The organism is Nocardioides xinjiangensis, assembly GCF_017916385.1.
Classification (GTDB): Bacteria; Actinomycetota; Actinomycetes; order Propionibacteriales; family Nocardioidaceae; genus Nocardioides; species Nocardioides xinjiangensis.
In genome coordinates this window covers 505,355-519,612 of the sequence record NZ_JAFMSW010000002.1, presented here as the reverse complement: position 1 = coordinate 519,612, position 14,258 = coordinate 505,355, and the positions used below count along the sequence as shown (strand labels likewise).

Sequence of the window (14,258 nt, the reverse complement as noted above, 5' to 3'; positions counted from 1 at the left end):
ACCACTTCACGGGAGAGACAGATGACCAACCGCATGACCACCCTCGGCACCACCCTCGGCACCGCCTTCGGCGCCGCGCTGCTCGCCGGCTCGCTCGCCGCCCCCGCCGCGGTGGCCCAGGCCACCCCCGTCGGGGCCCAGCCCGACGAGCGCGGCGCCCAGTCCCGCACGGCGCTGACCTTCGCGGTCGAGGACTGCGAGGGCTGCGAGGTCCAGCTCGTCAACGCACGCGGCACGCTCGATGCCGACGTGGTCCACGTCTGGCAGTCCAGGACCAAGGAGGTGCGGGGCGGCACGGTCACCTTCGACGTGGCCACCAGGCGCACGTGGGGCATGTCGGTGACCGTCGTGGCGCCGTGGGAGGGCCACACCGGCTACCTCACCACCGTCGCGTGGCGCTACAACGGCGAGCGGGTCGGTGACCCGGTCACGCTCGAGGAGGCGGTGACGAAGAAGCGTGCCTCGGCCTGCTGGGAGGGGGTGCGCCGCCGCGAGGTCACCGTCCCCCTCGTCGTCGAGAAGGTGCGCGTGGACGGCGTGAGGAAGAAGGTCAACGGCAGCATCGCGTTCGTGCCGACGACCGAGAGCTGGCTCGGGCCGATGCGCGAGGTCTGGGACGGCGTCCTCGGCTCCCAGGACGTCAACATCTGCCGCTGACGCCGCGCCTGACCGGGCCGGGGATCGGCGGCGGGACGCTGGGGGCCGCGACCGGGGCGTTCAGATCCGGATCCCGACCCCCGGCCCGACGTCGGCGCCCGTCAGGTAGAAGACGGTGAGCACGGCCACCCAGGAGATCCAGAAGGGCACCACGAACGGGATCATCCGCGAGATGACGGTGCCGAGCCCCGCGTCGGGCTCGTAGCGCTTGAGCATGACGAGGAAGATCCAGATGTAGGGGTTCATCGGCGTGATCACCTGGGTGGCCGAGTCGCCCACCCGGAACGCCGCCTGCACGAACCCCGGCTCGTAGCCCAGGAGCGCGAACAGCGGCACGAAGACCGCGCCCATCAGCGTCCACATCGATGAGCCGCTGACGATGAACAGGTTGAGCAACGACGCGAGCAGGATGAACCCGATGATGGCGGGGTAGCCGGTGAGGCCGATCGACTCGAGGCCGTCGGCGCCCGCGACGGCCAGCGCGGAGCCGACGTTGCTCCAGTTGAAGAGCGCGATGAACTGCCCGAGCATGAACGCCAGCACGATGAAGGCGGCCATGTCCTTGATGCCCAGGCCCATCACCTTCGGCACGTCGGCGGCCTCGCGCAGCGACCCGCTCACGAAGCCGTACGCCAGGGCGGGCCCGAGGAACATCACGAACACGACGAACACCGTGGAGTCCAGCAGCGGGGACTCCGGGAGGAACGCCCCGTCCTCGTTGCGCCACGGCGACCCGCCCGGCAGCACCGCCGCCAGGATCACGACGGCGAGCGCGAGGAACACCAGGCCCGCCACGCGCAGCCCGCGACGCTCCGCCGGCTCCAGGTCGGGGGAGAGGTCCACGGGCGCCGCCCGCAGCGCGGGGGCGACGTGCTCGTCGTCACCGGCGCCGCCGTCGAGGGTGGCGGCGGCGTCGTCCTGCTCGACCATGTCGACCGGCGCGTCCTCGCGGACCAGGCGCGGCTCGACGAGGCGGTCGATCACCAGGCCCGCGACCAGCGCCAGCACGACCGACGACGCCATGTTGAACCAGAGGTTGGAGACCGGGGTGACCGCCGCCCCGGCCTCGGGCAGGCCGGTGGTCACGGAGCTGGTGATCCCGGCGAACAGCGCGTCCAGGCTGGTGACCAGCATCGAGGTGGAGTAGCCGGCACCGACGGCGGCGAAGCCTCCGACCAGGCCCGCGAGCGGATGCCGCCCGGCTGCCTTGAAGACCATCGCCGCCAGGGGCGGCACCACGATGAAGGCGGCGTCGGCCATCACCGACGCGTTCACCCCGACGAACCCGACGGCGTACGGCAGCAGCCAGCGCGGCGCCGATCCGAGGCTGGCACGGATCGCCGCGCCGAGCAGGCCGGTGCGCTCGGCGACGGTGACGGCGAGCAGGATCGTCACGACGGTCACCAGCGGCGGGAAGCCGATGAAGTTGGCGCCGAGGTTGACCGTCAGCCAGGACAGCCCCTCGCCGGTGAAGAGGCCGCGGACGGCCGTCTCCTCGTCCGACCCGGGGATGGTCACCGCGGTGCCGAGCAGCTGCAGCACCGTGGAGATCACGCCGACGACGAGGAACAGGCCGAGGAACAGCAGGAACGGGTCGGGGAGCCGGTTGCCGACGCGCTCGACGGCGGCCAGGGCCCGGTCGGTGCGCGACGGCGTCGCGTCGGTGGCGGTCATCGCTCAGCCCTCCCCGAAGTAGGACGCGACGTCGACGGCGCCGCCGGCGGCCGCGAAGTCGTCGGCGGCCGCCTGCCGCAGCTCGGCGTCGCTGAGCCAGTCGGCGCAGACCGCCGCCAGCGACCAGGCCGAGTCGAGCACCACCCGGTCGGCCTCCTCGCTCACCGCGGCGTCGGCGAACTCCCGGGTGTGGAGCGACAGGTCGGCGTCGGTGATCCGGACCATCGCGTGGACCCCCGGCAGCCGGTAGGAGACGTTGCCGAAGTCGGTCGAGCCGGCGAACATGCGCGGCACCACGTCCGGCGGCAGCACGGTGCGCCCCCGCTCGCCGTAGCGGGTCGTCCACGCCGCGGCGAGGGGGCCGTTGCCGCGGACGGGCAGGTAGGCCGGTGCCTCGTCCCAGGACAGCTCCACGCCGCACCCGGTCATGAGGGCCGCGCCGCGGGCGATGTCGGCGAGCCGGTCGCTGAGGACGGCGAGCCCCTCGGGGTGCTCGCTGCGCAGGTAGAACAGCATCTCGGCGTGCTCGGGGATGACGTTGGGTCGCTCCCCGCCGGCGGTGACGACGCCGTGCACGCGGTCCGTCGGCGGCATCTGCTGACGGTGGAGCCCGACGCCGGTGTACATGAGGTTGACCGCGTCGAGGGCGTTGCGGCCCATGAACGGCTGCGCCGAGGCGTGCGAGGTGATGCCGGTGAAGGTGGCGCGGAGCTGCCGGCGGCCGAGGAAGAGCGGGTCGGCGATGTCGTAGGTGAACGGATGCACCATGAGCGCCGCGTCCACGCCCTCGAACGCCCCGTCGGCCGCCATGAGCTCCTTGCCACCGCCGCCCTCCTCCGCGGGGGTGCCGAGCCACACGACGCGACCCGCCAGGCGGTCGGCGACGGCAGCCAGTGCCAGGAACGCCCCCAGCCCGGCGGTGGCGATGACGTTGTGGCCGCAGCCGTGCCCGATGCCCGGCAGGGCGTCGTACTCCGAGAGCACCGCGATGGTGGGGCCGTCGGGGTCGCCGACCTCGGCGCGCAGCGCGGTGGGAAGCCCGTGCGCCTGGCGGACCACGTCGATCCCGCGCCCCTCGACGAGGTCGGCGAGCACGGCCGCCGACCGGTGCTCCTCGAAGGAGACCTCGGGATGCTCCGACAGGTCGTGGCTGGCGGCGAGCAGCGTCGGCGCGAGCTCGTCGACGGCCGCACCCAGCGCCGCGAGGACGTCCGGGTCGGCGCCGGCGGTGGTCGCCTCCGGGGCCCGGGCCGTCCGGGCCAGGCGCCGTGCCTCCTCGCCGAGGTGGCGGAGCAGGAAGCTGTCCGGTGGTGTGGGGGCGGAGGTGCCGGAGGACTCGTCGTGGTGGCTCATCGTGCAGTGTCCCTTCCCGTGGGGGGCGGGCCCGAGCGGGCGACTGGTCTCGCGACGCTAGCACCGACCACACCTCAGCCACCGGACGGAACGGCCGCCGGCGCCCCCTAGGGTGGTGCCATGGGCAAGCAAGAGGACTTCGTGCTCCGGGCGCTCGAGGAGCGCGACGTCCGGTTCGTGCGGCTGTGGTTCACCGACGTGCTGGGCTTCCTCAAGAGCGTGAGCGTGGCGCCCGCCGAGCTCGAGAACGCCTTCGACGAGGGCATCGGCTTCGACGGGTCGGCCATCGAGGGCTTCGCCCGCGTCTACGAGTCCGACATGCTCGCCCACCCCGACGCCTCGACGTTCCAGATCCTGCCCTGGCGCACCGGCGACGACGGCGGCCCGGCCACCGCACGGATGTTCTGCGACATCGTGATGCCCGACGGCAGCCCGTCGTACGCCGACCCGCGCCACGTCCTGAAGCGGACGCTCAGCCGGGCAGCCGACAAGGGGTTCACCTTCTACACCCACCCCGAGATCGAGTTCTACCTGTTCAAGGACGTGCCCGGGAAGGGTGACGAGCCCCAGCCGGTCGACCGCAGCGGGTTCTTCGACCACACCGCCCAGTCGCGGGGGGCGGACTTCCGCCGCGAGGCGATCACCATGCTCGAGGCCATGGGCATCTCGGTGGAGTTCAGCCACCACGAGGGCGGTCCCGGCCAGCAGGAGATCGACCTGCGCTACGCCGACGCGCTGACCACGGCCGACAACATCATGACCTTCCGCACCGTCATCCGCGAGGTGGCGCTCGGTCAGGGCATCTGGGCGTCGTTCATGCCCAAGCCGTTCACGACCCACCCGGGCTCGGGCATGCACACCCACGTCTCGCTCTTCGAGGGCGACCGCAACGCCTTCTTCGAGGCGGGCGCGGAGTACCAGCTGTCGCGCACCGGACGCCAGTTCATCGCCGGCATCCTGCGCCACGCCAGCGAGATCAGCGTGGTCACCAACCAGTGGGTCAACTCCTACAAGCGCCTGCTCGGCGGCGGCGAGGCGCCCTCGGGCGTGTGCTGGGGCCACAACAACCGGTCCGCGATGGTCCGGGTGCCGATGTACAAGCCCAACAAGGGCCAGTCGACGCGCGTCGAGCTGCGCACGATCGACCCGGCCTGCAACCCCTACCTCGCCTTCGCCGTCGTCCTTGCCGCGGGCATGAGGGGCATCGAGGAGGGCTACGAGCTGCCTCGCGAGGCCGAGGACGACGTCTGGTCGCTGACCGAGCGGGAGCGGCGCGCGCTGGGCATCACGCCCCTGCCGCGCAGCCTGTCGGACGCCATCGGCGTCGCCGAGGACTCCGAGCTGCTCGCCGAGACGCTGGGCGAGCACGTCTTCGACTTCTTCCTGCGCAACAAGCGCGCCGAGTGGGAGGAGTACCGGACGCAGGTCTCGGCCTACGAGCGCGACCGGATGCTCCCGGTGATCTGAGGCCGGCCCCATGACGTCGCCCGGGTCGTTCGTGCGCAAGGGGTTCGTCGACGGCGCCGCCGCCGCGCAGGGCGTCGAGCAGCTCGGTGACGCCGGGGCGCCGCTCGTCGACACGCTCGCCGCCTCCGCCGACCCGGACGCCGCGCTCGGCGGACTGCTCCGACTCGTCGAGGCCCTCGACGGGCAGGAGGAGGGGGCCGGGCGCCGGATGCTCGCGGAGGTCGCCGACGACGAGGGCACCGCCATGCGGCTGTGCAGCGTGCTCGGCGCCAGCGTCGCGCTGACGCACCACCTGGTCCGACACCCGGAGCACTGGCGGGAGCTGACCGACCCGACGCTGGGCAGCACCCGCACCGCGGCGTACGCCGTCCGTGAGGCGATGCTGGCGGCGGTGGGCGCCGACCCGCACGCCGAGGAGCCCGTCGCCGGGCTGCCGGACGCGGAGGCGGTCGACGCGCTGCGCGTGGAGTACCGGCGCATCCTGCTCCGGCTGGCCTCCCGCGACCTGGCCCACCACCTCGGCGTCGACGACGCGGCCGCTGAGCTTTCCGACCTCGCCGCGGCGACGCTGGACGCCGCGCTCGCGATCGCCCGCGCGCGCCTCGGGCAGAGCGCGCGCACCGCACGCCTCGCCGTGATCGCGATGGGCAAGTGCGGCGGCCACGAGCTCAACTACATCTCCGACGTCGACGTGGTCTTCGCCTACGAGCCGGCGTCCGACGGCGGCCCCGATGGCGATGGCGGCGAAGGGACGGCGCTGCGGGCCGCCACGCAGCTCGCCTCGCACCTCATGCGGATCTGCTCCGACCACACCCGCGAGGGCACCATCTGGCCGGTCGACGCCAACCTGCGGCCCGAGGGCAGCCAGGGCCCGCTCGTGCGGACGCTGGCCAGCCACCAGGGCTACTACGAGAAGTGGGCGAAGACCTGGGAGTTCCAGGCGCTGCTCAAGGCCCGCCCCGTCGCCGGCGACCGGGACCTCGGCCGCCGCTACTGCGAGATGGTGTCCCCGATGGTGTGGAGCGCCGCGGAGCGCGAGGGCTTCGTCGGCGACGTGCAGGCGATGCGCCGCCGGGTGCTCGACCACATCCCGGCACACGAGGCCGAGCGCCAGCTCAAGCTCGGCTCGGGGGGTTTGCGCGACGTCGAGTTCGCCGTGCAGCTGCTGCAGCTGGTCCACGGTCGCTCCGACCCGTCGTTGCGGGAGGGCGCGACCCTCAGCGCGCTGGCCAGGCTGACGGCCGGGGGCTACGTCGGGCGCGAGGACGGCGAGCGGCTGCACGAGGCCTACTCCTTCCTCCGCGCCCTCGAGCACCGCATCCAGCTGCACCAGCTGCGGCGCACCCACGTGCTGCCCGACGACGACGCGTCGCTGCGCCGCCTCGGCCGCTCCCTCGGGTTCCTCTCCGAGCCCGCCGCCGCGCTCGACAAGCAGTGGCGCTACCACCGCCGCGAGGTGCGCCGGCTCCACGAGAAGCTGTTCTACCGTCCGCTCCTCGGGGCGGTCGCCAAGCTGCCCGGCAGGGAGGCGCGGCTGTCGCTGGAGGCCGCGGAGGCGCGACTGTCCGCCCTCGGGTACGCCGACCCGCGGGCCGCGCTGCGCCACCTCGAGGCGCTCACGAGCGGGGTCTCCCGCACCTCCGACATCCAGCGCACCCTGCTGCCGGTGCTGCTGGAGTGGTTCGCCGACTCGCCCGACCCGGACGCCGGGCTCTTCGGTTTCCGGCGGATCAGCGAGAGCCTCGGGCGCACGCCGTGGTACCTCACGATGCTGCGCGACGAGGGCCAGGTCGCGCAGCGGCTGGCCCGCGTCCTGGGCACGTCCCGCTACGCCACCGACCTGCTCGAGCGCGAGCCGCAGGGGGTGAAGATGCTCGGCGAGTCGCTGGTGCCGCTGAGCGCCGAGGCCGCGCTGGCCGAGATGCAGGCGCTGGTCGAGCGCGCGGAGACCCCGGAGTCCGCGGTCGCCGCGGTGCGCGCCGTACGCCGGCGCGAGCTGCTGCGGATCGCGTGCGGCGAGCTCGTGGCGGGGACCGACGTGGCGCTGGTCGGGCAGGGGCTCAGCCGCCTCACCGACGCCACGCTGCAGGCGACCCTCGCCGTCGCCACGGAGTCGGTGCGCCGGCACCGTGGCCTGGAGGCCCCCGCGAGCCGGATCGCGGTCATCGCGATGGGCCGCTACGGCGGTTTCGAGCTGTCCTACGGCAGCGACGCCGACGTGATGTTCGTGCACGAGCCCGCGCCGGGCGTCGAGCCGCAGGCGGCCTCGTCGTTCGCCACGGCCGTGGTCGGAGAGGTCAGGCGGCTGCTGTCCCTGCCGGCCAGCGACCCGCCGCTCGAGGTCGACCCGGACCTGCGCCCCGAGGGCAAGAACGGACCGATGGTGCGCACGGTGGAGTCCTACGCCGCCTACTACGCCAAGTGGTCGCACGTGTGGGAGTTCCAGGCGCTGCTCCGGGCGGACGCGGTGGCCGGCGACGAGGACCTGCGACGGCGGTTCACCGAGCTGGTCGACCCGATCCGCTTCCCGGCCGACGGCATCTCGGAGTCCGACGTGGTCGAGGTGCGTCGGATCAAGGCGCGCGTCGACGACGAGCGGCTGCCCCGCGGGGCCGACCGGCAGACCCACCTCAAGCTCGGGCGCGGGGGGCTCGCCGACGTCGAGTGGACGGTGCAGCTCCTCCAGATGCGGCACGCCGGGCGCGTCGAGGGGCTGCGGACGCCCCAGACGCTGCCCGCGCTCCAGGCCGCAGCCGAGGCCGGGCTGATCGCCGAGGACGACGCCGCCACCCTCGCCGAGGCCTGGCGCCTGGTGAGCCGGGTCCGCAACGCCGTGACGCTCGTGCGGGGCAAGCCGTTCGACCAGCTCCCGCGCGACGCTCGCGAGCGGGCCGCCGTCGCGCAGGTGCTCGGCTATCCGCAGGGCGCCTCGGACCAGATGGTGAACGACTACCTGCGCACGACGCGGCGCGCCCACGCCGTCGTGGAGCGCGTCTTCTGGGAATGAAGCGGGAATCTTCATCGGTAGACAAATGAAGCAATAACCTTCACCATGGGTCGAGTGAAGGAAGTGGCTGCAGTGATCGGCGACCTCGTCGGGTCGCGCGCCTCGCTCGACCGCCGGCGCCTCCACGAGGAGCTGTCGCGTGCGATCGCCGCGGTCAACGACCTCCTCGCCCCGGTGCGGCCCCTGTGGATCACCGCGGGCGACGAGTTCCAGGGGACCTTCGCCACCGTCGGCGAGGCCGTGCAGGCGACGCTCCTCGTGCGGGTCGAGATGTGGACGGTGTGCGACGTGCGGCACGGGATCGGCTGGGGCGGCACGACGCTCCTCGACGCCGGGGCCGGGATCGAGGACGGCCCCGGCTGGTGGGCGGCCCGGTCGGCGATCGAGGCCGCCGCGCGGTCGGAGTCGACCTCGGCCCAGCGGTGGCTGCGCACGGCGTACGCCGTCGCGGACGGGGCGCCGGGCGGTCCGGACCCCGGGCTGGTGAACGCCGCGCTCGTGCTGCGCGACGAGCGCGTGAGCGGCCTGTCGGAGCGCTCGGTGTCGGTGCTGCGTGGTCTGCTGTCCCACGAGACGCAGCGCGACGTCGCCGAGGAGCTGGGGATCAGCCCGTCCGCGGTGTCGCAGCGGGTGCGCGCCGACGGCCTGGCGGCGATCGTCGCCGCCCACGACATGCTCGGGCCCGGACGAGGCGACGAGCAGCAGGAAGGAGGCGACGGGTGAGCTGGCTCGGGATCCTGCTGATCGGCCTCGCGGTCACCGACCTCACGCACTCCGTGCGCAGGACCCGGTTCCTGCCGGAGTGCGTCGGCGCGCTGGTGGCGCTCTGCACCGGCCTGCTCGCCGGGCTGACGTCGGGTCGTGACGTCGGTGCGCTCCTCGTCATCGTCGCCGTCGTGCTGGTGTGGGGTCTCACGGTCACCTGGGGCTTCGGCCACCCGGGCCCGAAGGCGGCCCGGCTCCCGCTGGGGGTGTTCGTCGTCGCGCTGCTGGGGGCCATCGCCTGCTCGGGCCTGGCGCCCGACGCCGCGGGTCCGCTCGGACGCTGGCTCGACTCGCTGGCCGTGGCCGACCTGGGCGACGTCCCGACCGACCGCTTCCTGCTGCTGCTAGGCGCCTTCGCGGTGCAGCTGTCGACCGGCAACGTCCTCGTGCGGCTGGTGCTCAAGGCAACCGGCACGATCAATCCGCGCGCCGACGGCGCGCTGCCGCCGACGCAGCTCAAGGGCGGCCGGCTCCTCGGGCCCCTCGAGCGCGTCTTCATCCTCGCCCTCGCCCTCGGGGGCCAGGTGACCGCTGCCAGCGTGGTCGTCGCGGCCAAGGGACTGCTGCGCTTCCCCGAGCTCTCCTCACGTCACGAGCAGCAGACGGTGCACGAGATGACGGAGTACTTCCTGCTCGGCTCGTTCGCGTCCTGGCTCGTGGCGCTGGGGTCGTTCGTCCTCCTGGGATGACGGGGGGGGGGGGGGGGGCTCCGCGGCTCCCGGGGCGTGCGGTTCGCGGGTCGGACACGTGCACGCTCGGATCCGCCCCAGGCCGAAGCAGAAGGAGCACGTCACCGCACGGGCGGCAGGAGGATCCCGGAGCCGTTGATGCCGAGGCGCAGGAGCACCGGTCCGGGCGCGAGCAGGTCGTCGATGCGCGCAGCGCTCAACGCCTCGAGCTCCCGGAGCCGGACGGCGTACGCCTCCGGTCCGGTGAGACGGGCCCGTTGCAGCTCGAGCGCGTTGTGCCAGACCTTGCGCCGCGCCATGCGCAGGAAGCGCCCGGAGGCCCGGTGGTTCACGGGCTGCAGGACCCGGTCGAGCAGCGTCCCGCCCGACTGGGCGACCAGCTCCTCGTTCTCGGCACCGACGCGCGCCCGGAGCACCGCGTCGATCCGCTCGTGGTCGCGCCGCCGCCGCTCCATCACGACCGGGTCGGCGAAGTCACGGTCGTCGATCACCGCCAGCAGGGCCTGGGGCAGGTCGTAGTTGATGTGGGCGTTGATGCCCAGCAGCACGTGCCGCAGCGGCGGCAGGTCGGGCGGTGCACCGAGTGCGAGCCGCCAGGGCAGCGGCACCCGTTCGCCGGCGGTGGCGTCGGCATCGAGCGCATCGAAGTAGAGGTCCGCGAACGCCACGTCCCACGCCTCGACCCACGTGCTGTCCTCGAAGACGCCTCGTCCGATCGCCTCCCCGACGGCGACGGTCGTGCGCAGGTAGGTGCTCAGGAACGCCCGGTGTCCGTGCTGGGCCGGCCCGAGACGGTCCAGGCACTGCTGCATGCGAGCCACCACGGCTGCCACACCGACCTCGTCCGGCGCCATACGTGGTGTCCGATCTCCGCGTCCTGCACAGCACCCGTCCGGGGGCCGCCTGCCACCGGTACCCGTCCGACGGCGACCACAACGGGGCGCCGTCCTGGGCTCGGTCCCACCGGCAGCCAGTCCGAGCGCGCCGCCGCCCGTGCGGCGTCGGACCTGCGCGACATTGCGTCGCGGATGCGCCGCACGTCGTGCGTGCCAGCGCAGCGGTACCTCCCCGGACTCCCGAGGCACGGCGAGCGCGGCGACGCCCGACCACGGAGTCGGTCCACCGGCTGGCCCGCGTCATGACCCGACTGCCGTGGGCTGGGGGTCGGTCGGGGCGAGAGCTCGAACTGCGGCACCGGGACGCAGGACGCGCGCGGCGATGGCGGGCCGCATCAACGCGGTCGGCCGGTCGAGGAGGTTGAGGACGCGCAGGTAGGCGTGTCCGACGACGGGGTCGCCGACGGCCGCCGCTTGCAGCCGCGACATGTAACGCCCGATCACGCGCACCGACAGCGGGCGGTCCCCGGGCACCTCGGGAATCGACAGGTCGGCGCCGCTCACGATGTCCCAAGCGCCTCGGACCACTGGCGCGGCGTGACGGAAGAAGACGCGAGGGTCGTCGCTGCCGCTCTCGAGCCAGGACCGCAGGACCAGGGACTGCTGTGCGGCGACGGTGATCCCCTGACCGTAGATGGGGTTGAAGCAGCAGAGGGCGTCGCCGAAGACGATCAGGCCGCGTGGGAAGGTACGCATCCGCTGGTAGTTGCGCCGGATGCTCGTCGGCGTGCGATGGGTCACGACCGGCCCGAGCGGCTGGCCCCCCAGCACGGCGGCGAACAGGTCACGAGGAGCGATCGCCTCGAGCTGGGGGAGGAAGTCCTTCTCCGCGCCGGAGGGCTGGTGGCTGTCGTAGCCGAACAAGGTCACGACCCAGGAGTCGTTCTCCACGACGCCGGCGGCCATGCCGATCGGACGGTCCGGCCGTGCCGCCACGACGATGAACTGGTCGCGCCCGGTCGAGCCGGCCAACCGGTAACGGCGTGTCGCGTAGCCCATGTTCGAGTGGACGATGTCCTCGGGTGGCCGCCCGTGGCCGAGCCCGTCGAGCCACGCGACGGAGCGCCCGGAACGCCCGCTGGCGTCGACGACGAGATCCGCGGACAGCGGCAGGTCCCGGTGATCGTCGCGCGCGACGAGCCGCACGCCCCTGATCCGGCCACCGCCGTCCACCATCACGCCGGCCGCGTCGGTGTTGTCCCGCAGCTCGACCGCGGGGTCCGCGAGCACGCGCTCCCGTACGACGTCCTCGATCAGCGGCCTCGTGGCGCAGATCGAGGGGGTGGTCACCTCGACGCGCGGGAGCACGCCGTACGCGTTGATGAACCGGACCTCGCCGGCGATCCGCGCGCTCGCCGCGCCGGCCGCCGCGAAGTCGTCGCGGATGCCGGGGAAGAGCTCGGCGAGGATCTCGTCCCCTCGGCCGAGGACGGAGTGGATGTGGCGACCCTGCGGCACGCCGCGGCGCGGCTCGTGGCCGCCGGTCAGCTGGTCGCGATCGACGAGGATGACCTCGGTGTAGTGGTCGGCGAGCACGCGTGCAGCGAGCAGTCCGGCCATGCTGGCGCCGATGACGACCGCACGGTCGCGAGCCGGCGTCGGGTTGGACTTCATGGAACACCTCCTGGTCGACGGATGCCAGCACCGTCATCCAGGTCGCTGCTCACTCTCCAGACCGGTTGCTGCTCACTTCCTGGCCACCGATCTCCCGGCGCCACAGCATCTCGACGATCCGCTCGACCCCGCGCGTCAGGTGTCGCCGGTAGGTGCTGAACGGCAGGCCGAGGACCTCAGCCGCCGCCTCCTGCGTGGGAGCGGGGCGGAGGTAGGTGCGATCGATCGCCCGGGCGAGCCGCTCCTCGCGAGGATGGCCCGCGAGGGCGTCCGCAGCGTCGCGGATCAGGGCGGCCAGGCGGTCGGCTGGCTCGTGGTCGTCGTCGCCCTCGACCACCAACCGGCTCCGGCACAGCGGGTTGGCCACCAGCTGGTCGCGGCGGTGGAGGTCCTTGAGTGCCCGACCGACGCTCGTGGCGAACTCGTCGAAGGACAGGGCGAGCAGGTCGGACCGACCGGTCGGCGACATCACCGGAGCGCCCAGCTCGCGGTCGGCCAGCAGGTCGAACCAGTCGGCCAGCGACCCGCGCCGGAAGTCGCGTCCGAACAAGGCGTAGGCCCCCGCGCCGATGCGGTGCTCGGCACCGTCCAGCCGCTGGTAGTCGATGAACTCCATGAGCGGGTCCATGGCACCCGAGTCGACCCAGCAGATCACGTCCCACGCCGTCGCCGGGTCCTCCAACAGGGTCTGGATGCTCAGCACCGGGCCCAGGTTCAGGGTCCGGGAGGGCGACTGGTTGCGCTCCGCGTCGATGAGGAACCGCATCACAGTCGCGTGGTCCCCCGGCCGGAGCGGGCGTCGGCGCTCGATCGCCTCGCGCGCCGCTCGCATCGTCGGGTCGGGCGCGAGGTCGGAAGCGTCGGCCAGGTCCAGACGCACCACCGCAGCGAAGCCGGCAGGCTCGGATGCCTTGGTTCGGACGACACGGAACGCTCCGGGCTGCCGGCCGAGCCAGTGCTCGACCAGGGCAGCCTGCGCGTCTCCCTGGTGGCGGCTGGTCATCTGCAGGAGGTGGTCCGCGTCCGTGGGGCGCACGCTGTCGAAGTACGCCGTACCGAGCTCGTCGTAGTTCCAGAACGCGGCCGTCGCGCTGTGCCGGTGCGCGTGGACGACCTGCATGATCGCCCGCTGTTGCTCGGCGCCCGTGACCTGTGTGGCACGACGGACGCTCGACCGCTGCACCCGCCGGTGCAGGTCTGCGTAGGCGACGGCGTCGCGCCAGCGGAGATCCGCGTCGATGACGTCGCGCGCCAGGTCGTGGGGGAAGACGCCATAGGGACCCACCTCGACCAGCGACAGCCCGCGCAACCACGCCAGCAGCTCGCCGGCGCGCCGCGTCTCGAGCACCTCCCTCAGCAGGTCCTCCGTGGTCATCCAGGCGTGGGCGCACAGCTGCAGCGCGCGACGGTGCGCCTCGTCCGGGATGCTGTCGACCAGCCGGCGGACCAGCTCGTCGACCAGGTTCGGCGCGTCCTCGAGCCGGGTCAGCGACTTCGCCGAGTCGTGCCGGGCCAGGTCGGCGACGAGGGACAGGGCCAGGGGGTGGCCGTGCGTCAGCTCGGCGGCGGTCTCGTGCTCGGACTCGGGCACGTCGCACCCGGCCAGGTAGGCGGCGGTCTCCTCCGGTGCGAAGTTGCGCAGCCGGATCTCGCCGAGCAGCTCCCGCCATCCCTCGTCCGACCGCCAGAGGTGAGACGGCGGCCTGCGTCCGGCGACGACCACGATCGCCGCCGCGGGCAGCGCGGGAAGCCACTCGTGCTGGAGCCAGCCCTCCAGTGCCGCCGCGCGCTCGAAGCTGTCGAGCGTGATGATCGGTGCGGGATCGCCGTCCGTCGCCCAGCCCTGCACAGCGGCCTCGCGCAGGAGGGCGTCCGGACGGGGTTCCACTGACGCGAAGTCGACCTGGATCGCCAACCTCCCGGCGCCGGCCGCCTGCCGTCGGAACGCCTGTGTGAGTGAGCTCTTCCCTACGCCGCCCGGACCATGGATCCACACCACCCGGACGCTGGACCCGCCGGACAGGATCTGCCCGAACATCTCCTGCTCGGCCGCGCGGCCGACGAACCGGGCGGCCCTGCTGCGTCCGAGCGCGTCGGCGAGTGTCGCGCCTCTGCCCCCCGATCGGGCCATGGCGG

General features: G+C 73.2%; 10 protein-coding genes. 5 read left to right on the top strand and 5 right to left on the bottom strand.

Translation table 11 applies throughout. From position 1 onward, the window contains the following. Nucleotides 1-21 precede the first annotated feature (21 nt). Nucleotides 22-657, top strand: a complete 636-nt coding sequence (locus J3P32_RS17235) for a hypothetical protein (protein ID WP_210441469.1) — start codon at nucleotides 22-24, stop codon at nucleotides 655-657. A 60-nt stretch (nucleotides 658-717) separates the two neighbouring features. Here the strand turns inward: J3P32_RS17235 and J3P32_RS17230 are convergent, their stop codons facing one another. Continuing rightward, nucleotides 718-2,331 (bottom strand): AbgT family transporter, encoded by a 1,614-nt coding sequence (locus J3P32_RS17230; RefSeq protein WP_210441467.1) that lies wholly within the window; start codon nucleotides 2,329-2,331, stop codon nucleotides 718-720. A 3-nt stretch (nucleotides 2,332-2,334) separates the two neighbouring features. Beyond that, on the bottom strand, nucleotides 2,335-3,684 hold the full coding sequence (locus tag J3P32_RS17225; RefSeq protein ID WP_210441465.1) for a M20 family metallopeptidase: 1,350 nt from the start codon (nucleotides 3,682-3,684) through the stop codon (nucleotides 2,335-2,337). A 120-nt stretch (nucleotides 3,685-3,804) separates the two neighbouring features. Here J3P32_RS17225 and J3P32_RS17220 point away from each other — a divergent pair, with 120 nt between their 5' ends. From J3P32_RS17220 to J3P32_RS17205, 4 genes are all read left to right on the top strand, one after another. Continuing rightward, nucleotides 3,805-5,151, top strand: coding sequence for a glutamine synthetase family protein (locus J3P32_RS17220; RefSeq protein WP_210441463.1), 1,347 nt, complete (start codon nucleotides 3,805-3,807; stop codon nucleotides 5,149-5,151). 10 nt (nucleotides 5,152-5,161) lie between these two features. Continuing rightward, entirely contained in the window at nucleotides 5,162-8,158 is a 2,997-nt protein-coding gene (locus J3P32_RS17215) for a bifunctional [glutamine synthetase] adenylyltransferase/[glutamine synthetase]-adenylyl-L-tyrosine phosphorylase (protein ID WP_210441461.1), read from the top strand. Between the two features lie 63 nt (nucleotides 8,159-8,221). Beyond that, nucleotides 8,222-8,881, top strand: coding sequence for a SatD family protein (locus J3P32_RS17210; RefSeq protein WP_307861749.1), 660 nt, complete (start codon nucleotides 8,222-8,224; stop codon nucleotides 8,879-8,881). Continuing rightward, nucleotides 8,878-9,612, top strand: a complete 735-nt coding sequence (locus tag J3P32_RS17205; RefSeq protein ID WP_210441457.1) for a hypothetical protein — start codon at nucleotides 8,878-8,880, stop codon at nucleotides 9,610-9,612. The genes J3P32_RS17210 and J3P32_RS17205 overlap by 4 nt, the downstream gene beginning before the upstream one ends. A 101-nt stretch (nucleotides 9,613-9,713) precedes the next feature. Here J3P32_RS17205 and J3P32_RS17200 read toward each other — a convergent pair whose 3' ends face one another. The 3 genes from J3P32_RS17200 to J3P32_RS17190 form a co-directional block, all read right to left on the bottom strand. After that, on the bottom strand, nucleotides 9,714-10,445 hold the full coding sequence (locus J3P32_RS17200) for a DUF5995 family protein (RefSeq protein WP_210441455.1): 732 nt from the start codon (nucleotides 10,443-10,445) through the stop codon (nucleotides 9,714-9,716). 303 nt (nucleotides 10,446-10,748) lie between these two features. Continuing rightward, nucleotides 10,749-12,122 (bottom strand): FAD-dependent oxidoreductase, encoded by a 1,374-nt coding sequence (locus J3P32_RS17195; protein WP_210441453.1) that lies wholly within the window; start codon nucleotides 12,120-12,122, stop codon nucleotides 10,749-10,751. Nucleotides 12,123-12,171: 49 nt separating this feature from the next. Then, a complete protein-coding gene (locus tag J3P32_RS17190; protein WP_210441451.1) occupies nucleotides 12,172-14,253 on the bottom strand; it encodes an AAA family ATPase in 2,082 nt (693 codons plus the stop codon). Nucleotides 14,254-14,258: the final 5 nt, after the last annotated feature.